Origin of the sequence: Vibrio sp. ArtGut-C1, from assembly GCF_002105475.1 — a bacterium.
GTDB classification, from domain to species: Bacteria; Pseudomonadota; Gammaproteobacteria; order Enterobacterales; family Vibrionaceae; genus Vibrio; species Vibrio diabolicus.
Genome location: NZ_NCTH01000014.1, coordinates 85,838 through 108,147, shown reverse-complemented (window position 1 = coordinate 108,147; position 22,310 = coordinate 85,838). Strand labels below are relative to the sequence as shown.

21 protein-coding genes are annotated in these 22,310 nt (G+C 45.0%); 6 read left to right on the top strand and 15 right to left on the bottom strand.

Features of this window, described 5'->3' with window-relative positions; all coding sequences use genetic code 11:
• Window positions 1-10: 10 nt before the first annotated feature.
• Window positions 11-766: a molybdate ABC transporter substrate-binding protein gene (modA, locus tag B7360_RS14005; protein ID WP_085343792.1), complete on the bottom strand. Its 756-nt coding sequence runs from the start codon at window positions 764-766 to the stop codon at window positions 11-13.
• 69 nt (window positions 767-835) lie between these two features.
• Window positions 836-2,287: a cobyric acid synthase gene (locus tag B7360_RS14000; protein ID WP_085343801.1), complete on the bottom strand. Its 1,452-nt coding sequence runs from the start codon at window positions 2,285-2,287 to the stop codon at window positions 836-838.
• A gap of 155 nt (window positions 2,288-2,442) precedes the next feature.
• Here B7360_RS14000 and B7360_RS13995 point away from each other — a divergent pair, with 155 nt between their 5' ends.
• The gene (locus B7360_RS13995) at window positions 2,443-2,817 is read left to right on the top strand and encodes a YgiW/YdeI family stress tolerance OB fold protein (RefSeq protein ID WP_085343791.1); all 375 of its coding nucleotides are present in this window, start codon (window positions 2,443-2,445) and stop codon (window positions 2,815-2,817) included.
• A gap of 153 nt (window positions 2,818-2,970) precedes the next feature.
• Window positions 2,971-3,507 carry a hypothetical protein gene (locus B7360_RS13990; protein ID WP_005394515.1) on the top strand — a complete coding sequence of 179 codons (537 nt, stop codon included), beginning with the start codon at window positions 2,971-2,973 and terminating at the stop codon, window positions 3,505-3,507.
• A 113-nt stretch (window positions 3,508-3,620) separates the two neighbouring features.
• On the opposite strand, the gene B7360_RS13985 is transcribed toward B7360_RS13990, so the two are convergent.
• From B7360_RS13985 to B7360_RS13975, 3 genes are all read right to left on the bottom strand, one after another.
• Complete coding sequence (locus B7360_RS13985) at window positions 3,621-4,304, bottom strand: ATP-dependent zinc protease (RefSeq protein WP_054867620.1); 684 nt, start codon at window positions 4,302-4,304, stop codon at window positions 3,621-3,623.
• Between the two features lie 11 nt (window positions 4,305-4,315).
• Complete coding sequence (locus B7360_RS13980) at window positions 4,316-5,503, bottom strand: amino acid aminotransferase (RefSeq protein WP_048625063.1); 1,188 nt, start codon at window positions 5,501-5,503, stop codon at window positions 4,316-4,318.
• A gap of 155 nt (window positions 5,504-5,658) precedes the next feature.
• Complete coding sequence (locus B7360_RS13975; RefSeq protein ID WP_053808398.1) at window positions 5,659-6,516, bottom strand: AraC family transcriptional regulator; 858 nt, start codon at window positions 6,514-6,516, stop codon at window positions 5,659-5,661.
• Window positions 6,517-6,636: 120 nt separating this feature from the next.
• Here B7360_RS13975 and B7360_RS13970 point away from each other — a divergent pair, with 120 nt between their 5' ends.
• Window positions 6,637-8,022 (top strand): MATE family efflux transporter, encoded by a 1,386-nt coding sequence (locus B7360_RS13970; RefSeq protein WP_085343790.1) that lies wholly within the window; start codon window positions 6,637-6,639, stop codon window positions 8,020-8,022.
• An 84-nt stretch (window positions 8,023-8,106) separates the two neighbouring features.
• Here the strand turns inward: B7360_RS13970 and nrdG are convergent, their stop codons facing one another.
• Window positions 8,107-8,577, bottom strand: coding sequence for an anaerobic ribonucleoside-triphosphate reductase-activating protein (gene nrdG, locus B7360_RS13965; protein ID WP_005394529.1), 471 nt, complete (start codon window positions 8,575-8,577; stop codon window positions 8,107-8,109).
• Window positions 8,578-8,661: 84 nt separating this feature from the next.
• Window positions 8,662-10,782, bottom strand: a complete 2,121-nt coding sequence (gene nrdD, locus B7360_RS13960) for an anaerobic ribonucleoside-triphosphate reductase (RefSeq protein WP_085343789.1) — start codon at window positions 10,780-10,782, stop codon at window positions 8,662-8,664.
• Window positions 10,783-11,091: 309 nt separating this feature from the next.
• Here nrdD and B7360_RS13955 point away from each other — a divergent pair, with 309 nt between their 5' ends.
• Window positions 11,092-11,958, top strand: coding sequence for an endonuclease/exonuclease/phosphatase family protein (locus B7360_RS13955; RefSeq protein ID WP_085343788.1), 867 nt, complete (start codon window positions 11,092-11,094; stop codon window positions 11,956-11,958).
• 91 nt (window positions 11,959-12,049) lie between these two features.
• Here the strand turns inward: B7360_RS13955 and B7360_RS13950 are convergent, their stop codons facing one another.
• From B7360_RS13950 to B7360_RS13930, 5 genes are read right to left on the bottom strand one after another with little or no spacing between them, the layout of a single operon-like run.
• A complete protein-coding gene (locus B7360_RS13950) occupies window positions 12,050-13,105 on the bottom strand; it encodes an efflux RND transporter periplasmic adaptor subunit (protein WP_005394544.1) in 1,056 nt (351 codons plus the stop codon).
• The gene (locus tag B7360_RS13945; RefSeq protein ID WP_085343787.1) at window positions 13,102-16,410 is read right to left on the bottom strand and encodes an efflux RND transporter permease subunit; all 3,309 of its coding nucleotides are present in this window, start codon (window positions 16,408-16,410) and stop codon (window positions 13,102-13,104) included. The genes B7360_RS13950 and B7360_RS13945 overlap by 4 nt, the downstream gene beginning before the upstream one ends.
• Before the next feature lie 28 nt (window positions 16,411-16,438).
• Window positions 16,439-16,897, bottom strand: a complete 459-nt coding sequence (locus B7360_RS13940) for a YeeE/YedE family protein (protein WP_046875443.1) — start codon at window positions 16,895-16,897, stop codon at window positions 16,439-16,441.
• Window positions 16,898-16,907: 10 nt separating this feature from the next.
• Complete coding sequence (locus B7360_RS13935) at window positions 16,908-17,327, bottom strand: YeeE/YedE family protein (RefSeq protein ID WP_005394547.1); 420 nt, start codon at window positions 17,325-17,327, stop codon at window positions 16,908-16,910.
• A 28-nt stretch (window positions 17,328-17,355) separates the two neighbouring features.
• A complete protein-coding gene (locus B7360_RS13930) occupies window positions 17,356-17,664 on the bottom strand; it encodes a metalloregulator ArsR/SmtB family transcription factor (protein WP_085343786.1) in 309 nt (102 codons plus the stop codon).
• Window positions 17,665-17,842: 178 nt separating this feature from the next.
• Here B7360_RS13930 and B7360_RS13925 point away from each other — a divergent pair, with 178 nt between their 5' ends.
• A complete protein-coding gene (locus B7360_RS13925) occupies window positions 17,843-18,028 on the top strand; it encodes a DUF2892 domain-containing protein (RefSeq protein WP_012842250.1) in 186 nt (61 codons plus the stop codon).
• 71 nt (window positions 18,029-18,099) lie between these two features.
• Complete coding sequence (locus tag B7360_RS13920) at window positions 18,100-19,803, top strand: FAD-dependent oxidoreductase (RefSeq protein ID WP_085343785.1); 1,704 nt, start codon at window positions 18,100-18,102, stop codon at window positions 19,801-19,803.
• Between the two features lie 78 nt (window positions 19,804-19,881).
• Here B7360_RS13920 and B7360_RS13915 read toward each other — a convergent pair whose 3' ends face one another.
• The 3 genes from B7360_RS13915 to B7360_RS13905 all read right to left on the bottom strand — a co-directional run bounded on the left by B7360_RS13915 (window position 19,882) and on the right by B7360_RS13905 (window position 22,141).
• Window positions 19,882-20,577: an aspartate/glutamate racemase family protein gene (locus B7360_RS13915; protein ID WP_085343784.1), complete on the bottom strand. Its 696-nt coding sequence runs from the start codon at window positions 20,575-20,577 to the stop codon at window positions 19,882-19,884.
• Window positions 20,578-20,722: 145 nt separating this feature from the next.
• On the bottom strand, window positions 20,723-21,523 hold the full coding sequence (locus tag B7360_RS13910; RefSeq protein ID WP_085343783.1) for a PhzF family phenazine biosynthesis protein: 801 nt from the start codon (window positions 21,521-21,523) through the stop codon (window positions 20,723-20,725).
• A 141-nt stretch (window positions 21,524-21,664) separates the two neighbouring features.
• On the bottom strand, window positions 21,665-22,141 hold the full coding sequence (locus tag B7360_RS13905) for a DM13 domain-containing protein (protein WP_085343782.1): 477 nt from the start codon (window positions 22,139-22,141) through the stop codon (window positions 21,665-21,667).
• Window positions 22,142-22,310: the final 169 nt, after the last annotated feature.

Below are 22,310 nucleotides of genomic sequence, written 5' to 3'. Positions count from 1 at the left end.
GAAAGCCGGTTTATTGCTGAAAGCCATATTGAGCAAAAACGCGTGCGGCTTCGTCCGATTTTAGGTACTGGAAGAACTGCTCGGACTCAGTAGAATCATTCACAACTGCAGCCGGATAAACAATAGCCGCATGCGTATCACTCGCAAATTCACCGACGATTTTGACTTTGTCGGTTAACTGCGCATCGGTTTTGTAGACCACGCCTAAAGGTGCTTCTCCACGTTCAACCAACGCCAAAGCTAGGCGCACATTCTTTGCTGGTGCGATTTGAGTTTGAATCTCTTTCCATACACCCAGTGTAGTCAGTGATTCTTTCGCGTACATACCAGCAGGCACTGACGTCGGATTGCCTAACGCAAGGCGATTTCCATGCAATGCCTTTTCCCATGCTGTTGCATCAGAGAAGTTAAATGAGGTTAATTCTGAAGACTGAGGCGCAATCAACACTAAGCTATTGCGCACCAAGCTTGTGACATTGTCACGAGAAATAACGTCTTTATCGACCAAATAATCCATCCATTTAGTATTCGCAGAAATGAATATATCCGCTGGTGCGCCGTTGATAATTTGTCGAGCGATAGAAGAAGAACCACCATAAACGGGAGTGATAGAAACGTCATACTTTTCTTCAAAGTTTTGTGCGATTTCGTCGATCGCATTCGTCATCGAAGACGCCGCATACACTTTGAGGTTCGTAGCTGCGTTAGCTGAAAATGAAATGCTTAATATTGCCGCGAGGCAAGCATGCGTTTTCCATGCTTTCATAGAGAAACTCCAATACAAGGCAAGCGAAAGAACTGGTTATTTGGGTTGAAAGTTCAATCAGTTAATGTGCTATTTAAACAAAAAATCAAGGTTCATATGTTGTTCTATCGCATCTGCAATACGATTAATTCCTTGTTCCTTTAACGCTTCAAAGTCTTGTTGTTTGATTTGAGTGCCGTTTACCCACTCTGACACCAGGCTTAAGACATCTGCCTCATCAAAGAACCCGTGAAGGTAGGTTCCCATGATTTGGCCACACTTGCTGATAGCCCCCTCTGCTTCACCAGTACTCAATGTAAGAGGTTGAATGCCCTGCACTTCACTTTGTCCTACGTGGATTTCATACCCCTTTACATTGGCTGTTTTGCCATTAAGAGAAAGCTGTGCTTGTGTATTTGTAAGCTGTTTGCTGTTAGTTAGCGTCGTGGTGATGTCTAGTAAGCCAAGCCCTTCGCTTTGACCCGGCTGGCCTTCGACGCCATTTGGATCATCAATCAAGCTTCCAAGCATCTGGTAGCCACCGCAGATACCAATCACTTTTCCACCAAGACGAATATGACGTAAGATATCTTTATCCCACCCTTGGCTTCTTAGATACTCTAAGTCGTCTCTAACTGATTTGGTCCCAGGCAAAATAACAAGGTCGGCTTTATCTATTTTCTCGCCTTTGCCTACATAACGTAGATTGATGTCGGGATTCAATCGCAACACATCAAAATCAGTATGATTACTAATCCGGGTTAAAACAGGCACAACGACATTCAGTTTTACCTCAGAGTGCAACTCTTGCTGCGCGGTGATCGCGTCTTCTGCTTCTAAATTCAAACCATGAAGAAAAGGAAGCACGCCGAGTACAGGTTTGCCTGTTTTTTCTTCTAGCCAGTCGAGGCCCGATTGCAATAAACGAATATCACCTCGAAAACGGTTGATAACAAATCCTTTTACTCGCGCTTGTTCAGATTCAGAAAGTAACGCGAGTGTTCCGTACAAATGCGCAAATACACCACCACGATCAATATCAGCAACAATGATCACCGGAACATCAGCGGCCTCCGCAAAACCCATGTTCGCGATATCGCCTTCACGTAAATTGATTTCAGCAGGACTCCCTGCACCCTCGATCATGATCGAATCAAATTCTTGAGTCAGACGAGAGAAGGAATCTAACACCGTATCCATCGCAACTTTCTTGTAATCATGAAAGCCAGCCGCATCCATATTTGAAAGCGCCTTGCCCTGCAAAATGATCTGAGCACCTGTATCACTGTTAGGTTTAATCAAAACCGGATTCATATGCACGGTTGGCTCAATATTACACGCCTGTGCCTGAACTGCCTGAGCTCGACCTATTTCACCGCCATCTTTGGTTACCGCACTATTTAGTGCCATGTTTTGTGGCTTAAATGGGGCAACGTTTATCCCTTTTCTCGCTAATACACGGCATAAACCTGCCACAAGGACACTTTTTCCGGCATCCGAAGTGGTGCCTTGAACCATTAAAGATGGGATCGCTGATTTCATGAACATTTGTAAGGAATAGAGGAAGATGAACAATCATAACGTCATCGTCCCCACTTACTCAAGCAAATGAATAGAATATGAATGTTGAAATCATCATTGGTTCAAACAAGCTCTGTTTTAATGAACCCATCAAAACAAACCGATGAGGATGTAACATGAAAAAGAATACAATTATCGCAACAATCGCCGCCTTAGTTATTGCTCCTTCTATCGCGTTCGCGAAAGATCACGCTCAAAACCAATCAAACTTGCAGTTTAATGGTCCTGTCACTGTGGAAAAATTGGACGCCTTGCTAAACGACTCCAATATGTTTACTGAAAAAGATGTAGTCGTTGAAGGTAACTTATTACGTCAAGTTCGCGCGGATAAGTTTGTCTTTAGCGACGGTTCCGGTGAAGTGATGGTGGAATTCGATGACGATATTCAGCTAAACACTCCGATTGATCACACGACTAAAGTCCGTCTGTTTGGCGAATTTGAAGGCGGAAATAAGCCAGAAATTGAAGTCGAGCAACTGGTGATCATGTAAAACAACCCCGATTGCTTTGGATATCAGCATGATGTGGTGACCATTACAGCTAAATGGTGACGGCAAGCACTTAAAATGATAGCTTTATCAATCTTGGTCTGCTTTTTGCAGACCATTTTTTTGTTCATTTTAATCATCTTGCCCGGAGACACCATGCTAGGTAAAGCTCTAAAGGTTGCAGCCTTTGGTTTGTGCGCTGTTTTGCCACTTTCCGCACATGCAAATAATTTCAACTACAACACGATGGAATTTCGCATGGGCACTAGCCCTGGTACATTTGGTGGCGAGTTCAATACCTACTTTACGGAAAACACCCACTTCATTGCTCGCGCAGACAGTGAATTCAGCGGAGACTGGGACATTGCTGGTGGTATTGGCTTTAACGGCCCAGCAGGCCAATTTGCAGATATTTATGGCCAAATGTTAGTACACAACATTAAAGAAAACGGCAGTGATAAAGTGGGTGACGAGTGGCGCACTGAGGTGAATATTGGTACTCGTATTTGGTTCATGCAAAATGTTGAGCTACATGCCCGTATCGGTCAAATAATGGATAACGACGATTCCAATACCGTTTATAATTTTGGCGCAAGATTCCACTCTACTCAGCAACTATCACTTGGCGCGGATTTCAAAAATAATGGTGTCTATGGCCAACAAATTGTGATGTCTGCTCGTTTTGCATTTTAATTAAGTAACTAAGCAGTTGCATTAATAAGTGTGTGATTCAATAAAAATGGCCTCCGGTTTCGGAGGCCATTTTTGTTAAGTACCGATTGTTAGCAGGAACTAGTAACAAGGCTTTAATTTTTGCCGGATTTTTTAGGTTTATCTTGGACATACTTTTTCGATACATCCACAACGGCGATATCTCTAAAAAAGCTTCGACCAAGTAAAATTGGAAACTTCATATGCCCACGCTCAGCTAACGTAAACTCTGTCTTTTCTTTGTGGTCACCGACGGTAATATACGCTTTTACTACCGCTCGTTTATCCACCTCTTCTGACGATGACTGCTTGATTTTAGCCCAGCGCTCTACAGGTACTTTAAACTCTTTAGTTTCTTTATCACCCAAGTCGATCTTAAACTGAACCCAATCTTTACCATCACGCTCAAACGGAACAATGTCTGTCGCGCTAATTGATGATGTTGTCGCCCCTGTATCAACCCTAGCTTTGAAGGTTTGATCAATTTCAGGAACGTAAACCCACTCTTCAGAACCAAGAATCAACATGCCGTCTGGTGTCTTTGTCACTTTGGCTGGTTTTGTCGGTTTTGGCTCGGGCTTTTTCTCAGGTTTTACTTCAGGCTTAGGCTCAACCTCAGGCGTTGGATCAACCTCTGGTTTCACTTCTGGCTCTACTTTGACAGGTTCTTCGACCTTCGGCGACTCAGGCTCAACAGGTTCCTGCGTCGTTTGAGTTGACGTACAAGCAATTAAACTGCCGCTCATCATAAGCGGCAGAATCAGTTTCCAGTTTTTCATCCACACTCCAATTAAGCTTGAGATACTTTCTTAATTGCGTCCGCTACGTATGGAATATGAGTTTCGGTAAGTCCAGCGATGTTAATTCGACCATCGCCAACACCATAAATGCCATAATCTTCACGCAGTTGCGCCATTTGGTTTTCACTAAAGCCTAGCACAGTAAACATGCCTTTGTGACCCTCAATGAAGTCAAATTGATCGGTATTATGGTTGTTTCTCAATTCGTTACACAAACTTTGACGAAGACTAACCAAACGATGTTGCATTTCACTCAACTCTTGCTTCCAAACGGAAGTCAGGTTGTCATCTTGAAGAATCGTCTTAACCAAAGCCGCTCCATGATCGGGTGGCATCGTGTAAGTAGAACGCGCTAACGTAAGTAACTTGCCTTTTGCGTTGGCCACGTCTTGCATGTTCTTACCAACGACAATCGCCGCACCTGTGCGCTCGCGATATAGGCCAAAGTTCTTCGAACATGATGTCGTAATTAACATCTCTTCAACGTTATCTGCCATGAAGCGAAGCCCTTTTGCGTCTTCCTCTAAGCCATCACCAAAGCCTTGGTAGGCAATATCAACAAATGGGGTGAAACCGTTCTTCTGTGACAATTCCGTAATGGCTTGCCAAGCAGAAAAATCGATATCTGCGCCTGTTGGGTTGTGACAACAACCATGCAGCAATACAACATCGGAAGGTCCTGCTTTCGCAAGGTCATCCATCATTTTTGCAGTGTCTACTTGTTTCGTTTCTGGAGAAAAGTAATGGTAGAACTTAACTTTAAGACCTGCCGCTTCCATCACTGGTTTATGGTTTACGTAGCTAGGGTTTGAAATCCAAACCGTCGTATCTGGCTGTGCGACCTTCATCAGGTCACCTAACATACGCAGCGCACCACTTGCACCTGGCGTTTGAATGGCTGCAACACGATCCATTGCTGACGTTCCCGTCAGTAGCAAATCGATCATGCTTTTATTAAATTCTTCGCAACCCGCAAGACCAACGTACGATTTGGTTTTTTGAGTTTCAACAACGACATCCTGCGCCATTTGAATGGCTTTCATGATCGGCGTTTCGCCTGCGCTGTTCTTATAGACGCCAATACCAAGGTCAACCTTGTTTGGACGGTCATCGTTACGGTATGCAACGGATAGAGATAAAATAGGATCTAATACGGGAGTTGGGAGATTAGAAAACATGAAAGTCATAACCCTTTGAAATTCAAGTACCGAACCTCACGTTAACACCATCGCAAAAAATGGCGAAATGATTTTTCACTTATTTCATCAATTAGAGAACAAAATTCTGGGTTACGATAAGTTTTGTGCGCTCTATCGGTTATAAAAAGAACGATTCACTCCTCAATATACCAATCCACTCTTCCGTTTTTCCTAAATTCTCTTGGCGTCATGCTCGACCACGCTTTAAAACGTGTACTAAAGTTGGCACTAGTTGGATATCCGACTATCTCTCCAATATGTTGAATCGGCCATTCTGTTGAACGAAGTAACCTAGCAGCGTATTCCATGCGCATACGTGTTAAATGTGCCATCGGGCTTCGACCAAACTGCTTTTGAGTCAGACGGTGCAAATGTGGCTCCGAACATGGATATAAAGCTGCCACTTGCTCGACACTCCAATCCTTATGGAGCTGACGCTGGACAAGATCGAATACGCGCCGAAGCCTCAATTGGCTGCGTGATATCGACTCTGAGGGCGGCATGTTTAACATCAGCTCTAACTGAGCCACGCTATGTGCACCAACCGCACCACCATAATCAATAGGAAGATTAATACTGCGTAACAACGTTTGGATACACGCATACATCACCTCAGGTGCAGATGTGAGCTGGTAACTAATATTACTCTCTATCATTGGCCATGCTCTATCAGGAGTAAGAAAAAGCCATGCGATCTGCCAGGGTTCCTCTTCCATACCAAAACCGTTTTCAACACCTGCAGGCACCGTGATCAACGAGCCAGGCTCCAAATCATATCGACACGCCCCACTTTCTAACCAACCTTTACCGCGCACGGTGTAAAGCAGCATGTGTTTTTTTTGGTTTTTACGATAAACAGAGAAGAAGTCACGACAGGTTGCAATTCCGCACTGCACAATGCCTCTCTCCTCCAATGCCAGTACTCGACTGTGATCAATAAACTCTTGATAGGTTTTTTCTGAAATCGCGTAGCGTTCTTGTTTATCTTCCATGATTTATTGGCTCACATATACACTAGTGGAGAGTTTTACAAAGGTTTTGGATGCCTTTGAAAAATACACCGCCAAATCATAGGGATAAACTACTCGCATTAATCTTTAAGGAGAAATGCGATGCTCTTAACACGCGAATACATCGATAAAGCATTTTGGCAAAAGCTGATTGCGATTGGCCTTCCTGTTTCACTTCAATCCATGCTTTTTGCGTTACTCGGCGTCGTGGATATTTTCATGGTGAGCCAACTCGGCGAATCCGCAACGGCTGCAGTCGGTGTCGGAAATCGCATTTTTTTCTTTAACCTTGCAGTCATTTTCGGTCTTTGCGGTGCAGTAACGGTGCTGGCTTCTCAATATTACGGCTCAGGGAACCTGGCAGGAATCCGCAGAACATTGGCGCAATCTTGGTTTATTTCCATTTTAGTGACGCTGCCGTTTATTGTTCTTTATGCGATTTTTGATAAAGAGATCGTCTCTTTCATGTCAGACGATCCCGAATACGTCACTTATGCACGTGATTATCTTGTGGTTACGGGCTTTAGTCTCATTGCAACGGCGATAGTGGTACCTATTGAAGCGGTATTGCGCTCCGTAGGTCAAACCAAACTGGCAACCAACGTTAGTATCTCCGCGATTGTCGTGAACGTCGTGCTTAATTATGTTTTGATTTTCGGTTTATTCGGCTTCCCTCAATGGGGCGTATTTGGTGCAGCCGTTGGCAGCTTTGTTTCTCGATTTTTCCAAACGGCAGTGTTGATTTACTTTTTCTGTAAACGCTATGCATACCTTATTCCGACCAAGTTCGATTGGGCGCAAGGCCGTTTAAAGCAGTATCGTCAAAAATACTTTAAGGTTTCTCTACCCATGCTGGTCCACGATGCGCTCTGGACTGGTGGACTGATCGTTTACAGCATCATCTATGGTCAATTGGGCGTTTCAGAACTTGCGATCATCTCATTCTTATCACCAATTGAAGGTGTACTGATTTCAACCTTTATGGGGTTTGCGGTCGCAGCATCCGTTCTTCTTGGTAATGATATTGGCGCAAAACATTATGACCGGGTCGAGAAAACGGCATGGTGGTATGTGTTAACCAGCGCAATCTTAGCCACCTTACTGTTTTTCCTAGTGTGGTTGAGCTCGCCTTTAATTCATCATCTATTGGTACTAAGCCCATTAACCGATGCAGAAATGGCACTTAACGTATGCTTAGTCATGGCGCTGGGTATGATTTTGAGAGTGTTTAACATGGTAGGGATTGGCGGCGTACTAAAGAGTGGCGCAGATATTCGCTACAGCATTTTTATTGATACGTTCGGTCAGTGGGCTATTGGTATTCCCCTTACCTATTACACTGGTATGGTACTCGGGTTGCCTTTGCATTTTGTCTTAATGTCTCTGCTAGCTGAAGAATTTGTGAAAGGCGTACTGACGACTTATCGTATCCAATCTAAACGTTGGATAAATAATATGGTCGAGGATGACCAAACGGTGACAGCGTAACTGGAAATACACTAACGAACTCACACCAAAAGGGCTCACACGTTATGCACGTGTGAGCCCTTTTTATGTTTGAAGAATGCTTGATTAAATATCCGTAAAGCGATGAATGATTTGGTTTGAACTGCCACGCCATTCGAGATTGAGATCTTTCTTGTCTTGTTCAAACTTACCATCAATCAAAACATCGATGTATTGCACCACTTCTCTTTGCGCGTCATCCAGTTCAGCCAGCGTGTAGCCTGTCCAAACCCAGATGTCTTTACCGGGACACTCTTCTCTCACCCTTTTCACGATCTTTAAAATATGAGGCACATTAGCAGGATGAAGCGGATCTCCGCCCGACAACGACAAACCGCGACGCTTAATGCGCGTGTCATTCAAGTCATTGATGATCTTGTCTTCCGCTTCTTGCGTAAACAACACACCCGAATCCAAGCGTTGCGTCGACTGGTTATAACAGCCGCGACACTGATGTACACACCCCGACACAAACAATGTGCAGCGCGTACCCGGTCCGTTAACAACGTCAATTGGATAATATTGGTGGTAGTTCATAATGCGTCTCTTTGTTATCGCGAAAAAGAAAATCAACCTAAAGCAGGTTGATTTTCAAAGTGTTGAATCGAGTGGTAATTAACCTTATAGGTGTTTCACTCGACGTTTAACTTCTTCTTGTTTGCCGAAGTTAAACGGACGTGCATCTGGGCTGCCCAAGTAGCCACATACGCGACGTGTCACCGATACTTTGGTTGAATCGTGGTTGCCACAACTTGGGCAAGTAAAGCCTTTGCTTGTACATTCAAACTCACCGGTGTAACCACATTCGTAACACTCATCAATCGGAGTGTTGGTTCCGTAGTAAGGAACGCGGGTGTAACTGTAGTCCCACACGTTTTCTAGCGCTTCTACGTTACGTTGCATGTTCGGGAACTCACCGTAACAGATGAAGCCACCGCTTGAGATTTCTGGGTAAGGCATCTCGAAGTCGATCTTGTCGTAAGGGTTAACCTTCTTCTCAACGTCCAAGTGGAAGCTGTTGGTGTAGTAACCTTTGTCTGTTACGCCTTTAATCAAACCAAACTCTTTAGTGTCGATGCGGCAGAAACGACTACATAGGTTTTCACTTGGTGTTGCGTACAAGCTAAAGCCATAGCCAGTTTCGTCAGCCCATTGGTTCACCGCATCTTTTAGATGTTTGATGATCGCGACCGCTTTTTCACGCAATACCGCATCATCGTAAACGTGCGCTTCAGTACCAAACAACGCGTTGATAGTTTCATGCACGCCAATGTAGCCTAGAGAAATTGACGCACGGCCGTTTTTGAAAATTTCTGCAATCGAATCGTCCGCTTTCAAGCGCACACCACATGCACCTTCCATATATAGAATGGGCGCAACGCGCGCTTTTACGTTCTCTAGACGAGAAATACGCGTTTCTAGTGCTTTACGAGCAAGACGTAGACGATCATCAAGCAGTTCATAGAACTTCTCTTCGCTGCCTTTTGCGCGAAGCGCAATACGTGGCAAGTTCAAGCTAACTACACCAAGGTTGTTACGACCTTCATGGATAAGTTCGCCATCCTCTTCGTAAGTACCTAGGAAGCTACGACAACCCATAGGTGTTTTGAATGAACCCGTTACTTCCACGACTTTGTCGTAGTTAAGAATGTCTGGGTACATACGTTTTGAAGCACACTCAAGTGCAAGCTTCTTAATGTCGTAGTTAGGATCTTCTGCCTTGTGGTTTAGACCGTCTTTAATACCGAACACCAATTTAGGGAATACGGCGGTTTTACGGTTTTTGCCAAGACCAGCGATACGGTTCTTCAGAATCGATTGCTGGATAAGGCGTGATGCCCAGCTTGTACCAAGACCAAAACCAAACGTTACGAATGGGGTTTGCCCGTTCGCCGTGTGTAGTGTGTTTACTTCGTATTCAAGAGATTGGAATGCGTCGTAACACTCTTTCTCTGTGCGCGCTCTAGCGAACTCTTCTGGCTCAGCAATGTTCCACTCTTTCGCGATTTCTAAATGCTTTTCATAGCTCGTGATGACGTAAGGTTCCAACACTTCGTCGATACGGTTGATGGTTGTACCGCCATAAATATGGCTAGCCACTTGCGCAATAATTTGCGCTGTTACTGCGGTCGCAGTTGAAATCGATTTAGGCGTATCGATTTCTGCATTACCCATTTTGAAGCCGTGCGTTAGCATGCCTTTCAAATCGATAAGCATACAGTTAAACATCGGGAAGAATGGTGCGTAATCCAGATCGTGGTAGTGAATGTCACCCACTTCGTGTGCTTGAACCACATCGCGAGGCAGGATGTGCGTTTTCGCGTAGTGCTTCGCCACGATACCCGCTAGAAGGTCACGCTGAGTTGGGATAACTTTGCCGTCTTTGTTCGCGTTTTCGTTGATCAAATCAAGGTTACTTTCTTCAATCAAGCCTTCGATTTCACGAGTTAGTGCACTTTGCTTTTCACGCGCGATGTCGCGGTCATGGCGATATTCAATGTAAGAACGTGCTAGGGCTTTGTAAGGACCTTGCATGAGCTCATTCTCGACTAAGTCTTGAATCTCATGGATGTGAACTTCATCGTGATCTTTTAGCTGTAACTCGACAGCAAGAGCGACATTAAGAGCATAAATGGCGACATCTTTATCTTTGTTTTCCGCTGCCGCTTCAACTGCTGCTTGGATACGATCCCTGTTGAACGGAGCTCTTGAGCCGTCACGCTTGATTACGATTGGTTTCACTTTCTTCTCCTTACCCCAGCATACTCACAGAGTTATCCACAAACACACTATATGGGGTTATTTTTTATTCTGCTAACACAATATATTGTGGCGTATTTAACGAAAAGCACCACTTGAAAACATTGATTTTGATCAATAAAGATCGGCTAGCGGACAAGAACAAATCGATCTTATTGGTACTGATCTCAGTTGAGAAGAAAACCATGAAAATTGCAAAATTGGTACGAAATCTACTTGCTTTTTTTAGAGCGCTTATAGGATAAAGGTTGGAAAGGAATACGCTAAAATCCAGGAGTGAAACAAGCCAATATGCGATCACTATTTGTTACTGCCTTATTAATTTTTAGTTCAACGTCACTTGCTCAAAACTCCATCAACTTAACCAGTTGGAATATAGAATGGCTGTCTATAAATGGAGGTAAGGTTTCTAGAACCAGTGACGATTTCGTCAAACTCAATCAATATGTGGATAAAACTCAAGCCGACATCATCGCCTTTCAAGAGGTCGACTCCAAAGCCGCCGTTCAAAAAGCCGTAGGCGATGGCTACGCGATTTACCTCTCTGATCGAGCTCAATCAAACAATAAGCACCTTCAGTTTTCTGATACCAACCAGTACACCGGTTTTGCTGTGCGCAAAGACATTGAAGTGTCTGATCCAGCAGACTTCTCAATCACGCGTGGTAATAGCAAGTTGCGCTTTGCCAGCTACATCGTCGTTAACCAAAACCAAAAGGACGAGCTTCACCTGCTCTCTGTGCATTTAAAAGCAGGATGCAGCGGAGCATATAAAAACAACCGCAATTGCCAAACACTGAGCCAACAAGGAGAAGCACTTGCGAAATGGATGAGCGAGAGAGAAAAGAAAAAGCAGCAGTACGCCGTAATGGGCGATTTCAATCACAACTTGTCGTATCAACGTGATTGGCTGTGGGCGATCATGACGCTCGGTAACGATGCACAATTGGTAACGCGAGATACCAAAGCCGATTGCAAGGTTCGCTCAAATAAGACCCCAAGAAAAACACACCAATTCCGCTCTTTGATTGATCACATTATTGTTAGCCCGCAAATAAAAGCGAAAAACGCGCATCAAACTCTGTTCAGCTCACAAGATGTTTTGGATTACAAACTGAGTGACCATTGTCCTGTAAACACAACGGTAACGCTTAACTGAACGAACAAAGTAGCCCAGCATCATGCTGGGCTACTTTATGTTGTTACCTGTTAGATAGACGTTTGATTGGTTAACGAGAGAAACCGTTCTATCAAAGCGATCTTGGATTCAGCAGTACGACGTCACCCTGCTTTAACCCCGTTCGCACTCTCCCCAACTCTCCAAGCTGAATAAGCCGAGTTTCTACCTCACCGCTGTCTTGCACCACTTTTACGTAGTCCAATTGGCCAACTTGGTAAACCGCCTCTTTTGGCACGCGAAGTACAACATCGTCGGTCAAGGTCAACGCGACTTTGGCGTATGTACCTGGATAGATAGCCGTTGGCGGCTCAAATTGAAGCTTTACGGTATAACTGCGCGAGTTGGCATCTGCCGACGGCGTCACTTCTTTTACAGCCGCTTGCGCATTGAGGTTGTAAGACGGGAAAACAACGTCCACTTCTTTATCGTAAGTCACATAAGGCATGACAGACTCAGCAAAGTTCACCTCTATTTCCAACGAGTTTGGATTGTACATTGATAAAAGCAAAGCCCCCGGCGTCGCGGTATCACCTTTGTTGATGGGCTTTTGCGTGATCAAGCCATCAAACGGTGCAGTAATGATGCTGTAGCCAAAGGTCGTTTCCGCCTCAGAGACCGCCGCTTGCGCTTTATTGAAGTTGGCTTGTGCGGTTTGCAACGCACTTTCCGCTTGGTCAAATTGCGATTGAGGGATCAGCTTTTTGTTTAAAAGCGCTCTGACACGAGAAAACTCCTTTCTCGCCGCATTGAGCTGCGCTTGTGCAGAGGATAAAGCCTGCTCACTTTGACGAACTCGCGCGTCGAGATCATCGCTTTCTAGCCGCGCCAACACGTCTCCTTGCTTCACTCTATCGCCAACCTTCACCAATACCTCCATCACCGATGCCGTTAACCGTGCCGCGATATCGGCGTGCTGCTCTGCAACGACGACGCCCGGAAACTCTCGAACAACCGATTCGCTGGTTAACATCAGTTGATGTGTCTCTGCGTTATTTACATCAATCTGGTTGGTTTTCGCGTCATGTTCGGTCGGCAACTTTTCTGTAAAAAAACCAGCCATATAGAGAAAAAGAAGCGCGAGTATGGCAAACAGAATCACGCCTAACCATTTGGTATCTAATTTCATTGCTCTTCCTCCATCTGAGGTAATCCATGTCCTTTGGTGTTTTGGTATGCAAGGTTATAAACCACCGGAACCACAAGCAGCGTAAAGATGGTCGAGGCGGTAATACCGAATATGATTGCCCAAGCCAAACCGTTAAAAATTGGGTCTAGCGTAATCACAACGTTACCCAGTAACGTTGTACCCGCGGTCAGCAATATTGGCCGCATACGAACAACACCAGATTCAATCAACGCATCATGTAAACTACGACCTTCAGCCAGCGATTGCTGAACAAATTCAATCAAAACGAGTGAGTTACGCACCACAATCCCTGCTAGCGCAATCATGCCGATCATCGCGGTCGCCGTGAACAGCGCTGGGTTCGGGTAATTACCGATGTCACTGCTTAACACATTCAAAATCCAGAACCCCGGCATAATCCCAATCACGGTCAGGGGTATCGCCAGCATGATGATGCCCGATACCGCAGGTAAACCAGTTTGAATCAACATCACCACAAATACGCCAAGCAGCGCAGCGCCATAAGCAATGCCTAAATCGCGGAATACGTCCACTGTGATTTTCCATTCCCCCTCACCACTCCAAACCACTTCGATGTTGTCTGGCACGCTCCAAGTGACACCAGCGCCATTGCTCAAGTACGTGCGATCTTGCCAGTGACGATGCACATCTTCCGCGTGAGTTGTATCTTGGTCAACCATCACATCGGCAATCACTTCACCCGGAACACGCCCAACTACCTCAGCGTAGACATACACAACAGGCTTGAGGTTTTTATGGAAAATCGGTTTGTCCGCTGCGCGTTTCACAAAATGACCGACTTCAGACAACTGCACGATAGGCTGAGGAGCATCCACAACCGCCCCATTGGATTCTACTTTTGCAATGCCCGGACGGCCTCGCACATAAAGCTGCTCGAGTTGATTCAGGTTATCTCTGTCTTCGCGTCGGAGCTGCACTTCGATAGGTAGTGGTTCCACTTCTCTTGGATCGGCGATATAACCGAGCACTTTGGCGTTCGCGGCGGTAATAAGCGTGTTATTGATATCAGCAACAGAAACACCAGACAGCGCCGCTTTTTCTTGATCAACGATGAATTGCCACGTTTCTAAATCACCTTGGATGCTGGTATCCACCTCAGAAACCAACTGTTCTTTGCGAAGCCTATCCGCGACTTTCTCTGCTTGGATCATCAGATCTTCATAAGATGTCGCTTCATCACCGTAAACTTCTGCCGTAATGGTGGCGATAACAGGCGGGCCTGGTGGCACTTCGACTAGCTGCACGTCAGCGTCAAACTTATCTGCAATCTGCTCTAAATCCGCCCTGAGTCGTGTCACCAGTTCGTGTGATTGCATTGCGCGCCGATTCTTCTCTGCAAGAACGACTCGAAGCTCGCCTTGGTATGGTTCGCTACGCATAAAGTAGTGGCGCACCATGCCGTTGAAGTCCATTGGGGAAGCGGTGCCTGCAAAGCCCGACACACTTGTCACTTCCGGCACCGTCATTAAATAGTCCGTAAAGCTCGACAGAGCGTTGGAGGTATCCACAAAGCTTGAAGACTCTGGCATGTTTAATACCAATTGGAACTCATTTTTATTGTCATAAGGCAGCAACTTGAGTGGAACTAAGCGAAGTGCTGGCAACAATGCTGCCGAGACGAACAACAAGGCAACCAAACCAAGGAAAAGCCACGCTTTCTTGCGACTTTCAAGTAACGGAATCAACACACCACGATACAAACGATACATCGGCGAAGATTGGATGTCATAGTGGCCGTTTTCCTCAGCACCTTTGAGTAGCTTCTTGGCAAGCCAAGGCGTGATCATAAACGCGACAACGGTACTAAAGATAACGCTGATCGGAACGTTGAACGCCAGTGGCGCCATGTAAGGCCCCATCATCCCAGAGATAAAAAACATCGGCGTAAACACGATCACGATTGCGACCGTCGACATTAACAAGGCGCTACGAATTTCTGCCATGGCGAGAACAATCGCATTGGCTCGTGTTAGATTTTTGCGTTTGAGGTAGCGTTCAATGTTATCGATACTGGCAATCGGGTCGTCCACGATCAAACCTAGCGCCAAAATCAATGCAAAGAGCGTGACTCGGTTGATGGAATAGCCAAATGCCAAGTCCATCCCGAGCGCGGCACCATAGCTAATTGGAATCGCGATGCCAACCACCAATGCACTTCGCCAGTTCAAGAACAAACCAACAAACACCACGACCGTTAGAATCGAAATACCAAGGCTTGATACCAAATTGTTTACTTTTGCGTTCGCTGTTTCGCCATAGTCCCGAATGACTTCAACTTGTACTTGCGGAGGAAACTGCTCGGATTGAAGCTCCGCCAGTTTATCCCGAACAGACTGAGCCACGTTAACCGCGTTCGAGCCTTTTTGTTTAGCGACAGAAATGAACACCGCTGGGTATGCTTCATCGTGGTTTTTATCGCGATACCAAGTATCGGATGTTGCCTCACCTTCACCGTCGTAAATACGCGCGACATCTTTCAAGTAAACGGGTTTGCCATTGAGCACCGCGATAACAAGATCGCCTACCTCTTCGGCGTTAGTCAGAAACCGTCCCGACTCCAATGTGTAATTTTGCCCGTTTACGCGAACGCTCTTGCCTTGGGTTTTGCTATTACTGAACTGAATGGCCTGTTCGAGGTCATCGATGGTTACTTTGAAGTTTGCCATCGCAACGGAATCAAGCTCTATCTGGATTTTTCTCGGCTCACCGCCAATCACTTCCACCTTGTTGGTGGCATCCAATGATTTAATACCTAACGTGGCTTGGTCTGCAATACGTCTCAGCTGATGGCGATCGAGAAGGTCTGGATCGGTGGAATAAATTGCGGCAACAACAATGGGTACATCATCGATTTCAACAGGCTTTACAAGCCAGTTGGTGACAGAAGGAGGAACTTTGTCTTGGTTGGAATAGAGTTTGTTGTAAAGCTTAACCAAAGCATCTTCGCGGTTTTCGCCGACATAGAAACGAACGATGACTTGCGCAGCACCTTCCATTGACGAAGAATAAACGTATTCCACACCGTCAATTTGGCTAACAAGCTTTTCTAATGGTTCAGTGATTTGATTTTCGACTTGAGAAGCGCTTAGTCCGGGAGCCGAAACCAATACATCTGCCATTGGCACAACGATTTGCGGGTCTTCCTCTTTCGGGGTCAACCACAAAGCCGCGGCACCGACCATAAGCGCGAGTAAAATCATGATCGGAGGGAAAAAGCTGTTCATCACGGACTGAACAAAACTTCGCTTTAGTTTGTCGGGCATCCTTTCCCCTCCATATCAGATTGATTGTTTACGCGTTCGCGGTTTTCATCTTCTTCGCGTTACGGTAAGTAATGATCGCCTTCGCGAACAGAGATCCAACTAACATCGCAAGGAAGAACACCACAATGCTCACGTTGCCTAATGCCAGACTCGCAACCGCAGGGCCAGGGCAAATACCTGCCAAACCCCAACCTAAACCAAAGATGGCCGCACCAGATAACAAACGTCCGTCGATGTTCTTATTGGTTGGTGTGCAAAACGCTTCACCGCTAACTGATTGTTTTCTCGGCTTGATGATTAAAAAATAGCTTGGCATGAATACCGCGAGTGCGCCGCCCATCACAAAAGCCAAACTTGGGTCCCAACTGCCAGAAATATCTAAAAATCCAATGACTTTAGCTGGGTCGATCATACCAGACACCGCCATGCCCATACCGAATAACACACCGCTCAAAAGAGCAGAAAAACGAAAAATAGTCTTGTTCATGGAATCTCTCTTAAACTAGGTGAAGTCGAACGAATACCGTTAGGCCAGCGACAGCCATAAATACACAGGTCGCCACAATAGAGCGCTTAGACAAACGGCCCATGCCACAAATGCCGTGCCCACTAGTACATCCGTTACCCAGTCTGGTTCCGATTCCTACCAATAAACCAGCGGCAATCACCATCCCTAAAGAAAGGTTCGCGGTACTAGGAACCGCAACGCCCAACATCAGAACGCTAATCAAGCCACCAGCTATCATTCCAACCGCAAAAAGCAATCGCCACGAATAATCGCCTTTTTTCGGTGACATAATGCCATTCATAATTCCACTGATTCCGGCAATTTTCCCGTTAACCAACAACAATATAGTGGCGGAGATCCCTAACAAAATGCCACCAAACAACGATTCCCATGGAATAACGTTTAACATTATTTACCTCTAAAATCTTAGCTACGAATTAGTTACAGAAAACGCTATGAAGCGCTTTGATTAATGACTCAACTCTCGGTTCTGACAACGAATAAAACACTTGCTGTGATGCCTTACGAGCCTTGATCAATTTGTGTTTGCGAAGCACCGTCAAGTGCTGTGAAAAGGCAGATTGGCTAAGGAACGAGTTCTTTTGCAGCTCCCCAGCACCAACCTCACCTTGGGTCAGTTGGCACAACACCATTAGCCTTTCCGGATGTGCCATTACTTTTAGGAGATCAGCAGCTTCATTGGCATTGCCTTTCATTGCTGCTACATCCATATCTGTATAGCTCATGACTCACCTCTACATTAAAAACTAAATTAGATATTACTAAAACAATGCATTTAGTCAACGCTAAATTAGTAATGGCGAATTTAGATAAATTAACATTAGACATTTCTAATTTAGATAATTATAGTGATGAATATCAAAGGATGGCGTTCTCAGTTTGAGAGTACGAAGGAGAAGAGTTATGACGTTAGAAAATGCAGTACGAATTTTTGCAGGCACGATGGTATTGATCTCGGTCATACTAACCGTGTTCGTTCACAGTAACTTCATTTGGTTCACCGTGTTTATCGGCGTTAATCTTATTCAAAGTGCTTACACGGGAATCTGCCCTGCTGCTTATTTTTTAAAGAAATTTGGTTTTAGATAATCTAGAGCGTAGTGACCTTTCACACAGGCTATTCGTGAAAGGTCAGCTCGCCCTAAAACTTGGAGTTAAAAATGACTAAGATCTTAATCGTCGGTGGTGTTGCAGGTGGTGCATCTGCGGCGGCGCGTGCTCGTCGTCTAAGCGAAGATGCCGAAATCATCATGTTTGAACGTGGCCCGTTTGTTTCATTTGCCAACTGTGGCTTGCCTTATCACATCGGCGGCAATATCCAAGAACGCAGTAAGTTACTACTACAAACGCCAGAAAGCTTTTTAGCACGTTTTAACGTTGATGTTCGCGTGATGAATGAAGTAGTTTCTATTAACCGACAGGACAAAACCGTTACGATCAAAAACCTGTTGGATGAGTCTGAATACGTAGAATCATACGACTTCCTACTGCTTAGCCCAGGTGCAGGCCCTATTGTTCCGCCAATCCCAGGTCTCGATAACCCGCTAACCCACTCGCTACGTAACATTCCAGATATGGATCGCATCATCGAAACGATCCAAATGAACAAACCAGAGCATGCTACGGTTGTTGGCGGCGGTTTCATCGGTTTAGAAATGATGGAAGCCTTCCACCAACTTGGCATTAAAACCTCTCTGATCGAAATGGCAGACCAAGTCATGACGCCAGTAGACCGTGAAATGGCAGGTTTTGCTCATGCAGAAATTCGTGACAAAGGTGTCGACCTAAAACTTGGCGTCGCGCTTGAATCTGTGAAATTCGTACCTAACGAGCACGTTGCAAGTTTCGACTCTGGTGAGAGTGAGAAACACCAACACCTAGAAGGTGAATTGGAGTTAACACTAAACAACGGTGAAAAACTCACCACCGATATTTTGATTATGGCAATTGGTGTTCGTCCTGAGACAAAACTGGCGCAAGAAGCCGGCCTTCAAATTGGCGCGCTAGGCGGTATTTACACGAACGAACACATGCAAACCAGCGATCCATCTATCTACGCTGTCGGTGACGCGGTAGAAGAGAAAGACTTCGTGACTGGCGAGCAAACTCTAGTGCCACTTGCAGGCCCGGCAAACCGTCAAGGTCGTATGGCAGCAGACAATATGCTCGGCCGCAAAGAAACTTACCAAGGCACACAAGGGACAGCGATTTGTAAAATCTTTGACCTTGCTGTGGCTTCTACCGGTAAAAACGAGAAGCAACTAAAACGCGCTGGCGTTGAATACGAAAAAGTGTACGTCCATACCGCAAGCCACGCGAGCTACTACCCTGGTGCAGAAGTGGTGTCGTTCAAAATGTTGTTCGATCCAAAATCAGGCAAGATTTTAGGTGCTCAAGCAGTTGGTAAAGACGGTATAGACAAACGTATTGACGTTATGGCTGTTGCACAACGTGCTGGTATGACGGTTGAACAACTACAGCATCTTGAACTGACTTACGCGCCACCTTACGGCAGTGCAAAAGATGTGATCAACCAAGCGGCGTTTGTGGCAAATAACATCATCAAAGGTGACGCAGCGGCGATTCATTACGATGAAATCGACAACCTGACTGAAGATCAAATTCTCCTCGACGTCCGTAACCCGGGTGAATTGGAGTCTGTTGGTTATCTTGAAGGGGCAATCAACATTCCGGTTGACCAGTTACGCCATCGTATGGGTGAACTACCAAAAGACAAAGAGATTGTGATTTACTGTCAAGTAGGCTTGCGCGGTAACGTGGCATACCGTCAACTCGTCAACAATGGTTACAAAGCTCGTAACTTGATTGGTGGATACAGAACACTCAAATTCTCGAGCTTATAACGGGATAATAAAAAAAAAAGAGAAAACCGAGGGATTGGTTTTCTCTTTTTTTATTTACATGGACTCAAATCTAACTCATTAACCTTCTATCGCCAAACGGACTGCCGCTTGAGCATGGATAGACGTGGTATCGAGTAGCGTAACATCGGTGTGACTTTGGTTTACAAGTAAGGCAATTTCAGTGCACCCGAGAATCACAGCTTCAGCTCCCTGCTCTTTTAGTTTTTCAATAATTTGCAGGTATATCGTTCTCGATTCCTCTTTGATTTCACCTTGGCATAACTCTTTATAAATAATGTTATGCACTATAGAGCGATCGTCTTGAGCGGGAGTTATGACATCCAGCCCATAGAGGTCGGAAAGCCGTCCTTTGTAAAAGTCTTGCTCCATTGTGAATTGAGTACCAAGGAGTCCGACCTTTTGAACCCCTTTCTCACGAAGTAACTCAGCAGTCGCGTCTGCGATATGTAGTATGGGGATATTAATACTGGCTTCAATTTGAGGAGCAACTTTGTGCATTGTGTTCGTACAAATAAGAATAAAATCAGCGCCCCCTTTTTCTATTGAAGATGCAGCATCAGATAGAATACTTGCCGTTTCTTCCCATTTACCTTGGTGTTGAAGTTTCTCTATCTCTGAAAAATTCACGCTATACATACAAATTTTTGCGGAATTTAGGCCGCCTAACGTCTCTTTGACTCCTTTGTTGATCAATTTGTAATAACTAAGCGTCGACTCCCAGCTCATGCCGCCTAGAAGACCGATAGTTTTCATATAACTCTCCAATCGTTATACACCACCGTGGGAGGGGTGCTTTTACAAACAAAGTCAACCACGTGGATAGACAGCCTTCTAGCTTTGTCACTAGTGAAAACTGGATAAACCTGCAATCAGAAAAAACGAGAACCAAAAAGGACGACTACGCGATTCTCATATCTCCTCGCAACATTGTTACCGCACTTCCAGAAAGCTTAACGCATTCCGGACTCAATAATTCTGTATAAACAACTCCACTTCTCTTGGATGCTTGGAAGCCTTTTAATTGCGCTTTACCGAGCTCTTTAGCCCAGTAAACACATAAAGCGCAATGAGCAGAACCTGTCACTGGATCCTCATCAACACCCACCCAAGGGGCAAAATAGCGAGAGACAAAATCAGCGTCAGTGCTTGATTGAGCAGTGATAACAACTCCACGACCTTTTTGTTTAAGTAACGCACTAAAATCAGGTTCGAGTTGCTCTATCAAAGACTCATCATTGATGACGATCAACTGCTTATTATCAAACTGACCATAAGCGATTACATCAGCCACATCGAGCCCTAAGCCGTGAAGCAAGTCTGTGTTAATACTTGCTCGCATATCTAAAATAGGAGCAGGAAACACCAAATGAATGTCGTCATGATCAAGTTGTGCAGTTAAAACGCCGGATAGCGTGCCAAACTCAATGGTATCACCTGTACTATATAACCCTTGCTCTCTCAGCACGTGCGCCGTGGCCAATGTGCCATGTCCACACAAAGCGACTTCCGTTTCAGGTGTAAACCAACGAAGTTGCATTGTATTTAATGACAGAAACGCGGTTTCAGATAGTGACATCTCTGCCGCTATGGCCAACATCACTTCCTCATCAAGGCTTGATTCTGTGATACACACACCTGCAGGATTGCCTTTGAACACATCTGATGTAAACGAGTCGACCTGAAAAATTTTAACTTCCACAAAATATCCTTAAGTTCTATCAACCACTGTAGAACCATTAGCAGCACTTAGTGCATTTGTACCACGTAATGTATTGCACCAGTTATTTGAGCAGTAAACCTTTCTTAACTAAGAAGAAACCACTTCTTCTCCTGATGGGATTTATTGGTATTTTGCCGAAGTAATGAACTCACCGAATGTTTCACACCAAACAACAACAGTATTGTATTCAGAAATGGAAATGCCTTGAGGAACCTCAACAACGAAGTTATTGAACGTTTTGACATCACCAACCAAGCTCATCTCAGATTTAAGGTCATTAAACGCTTGTTCAGTCTCGACAAATTTAGGAGATAAATAGAGTTTATAGTCAGGCCCGGGAGCGAGTTTTCCTACCAGCGTAATAGCTTGGGAACTCAAATGAATTTCTCCCTCTCCCCAATGAAAAGCGTCGCTACCTTTGAGTTCCCTCTTAAACACTGCGCTGTATTCTGCACCTTGCTTGCTCTTAGCAACTTGCTCATCGGTCGGCGCAGGCGGTGCAATAAGAATCGGTAAAGTATAGATACCTATCGCAATACCAATCGCAACAGCCACTAAGTGGCTTAACGTTAATTTAATTATACTTTTCAAGGTCATCTATCTTCTTGTTAGTTTCATCAGCTTAGATTTCGGCTCAAATACAGACATCCGTCAGGTTATACGTCTAATAGCCTAATTTCATTAATATTATACACAAGCTGGACCAATGCGCCTTAATTGCTGCCTTTTAGAGTGCTATCCAATAACCCCGTTATTAACGAAAATA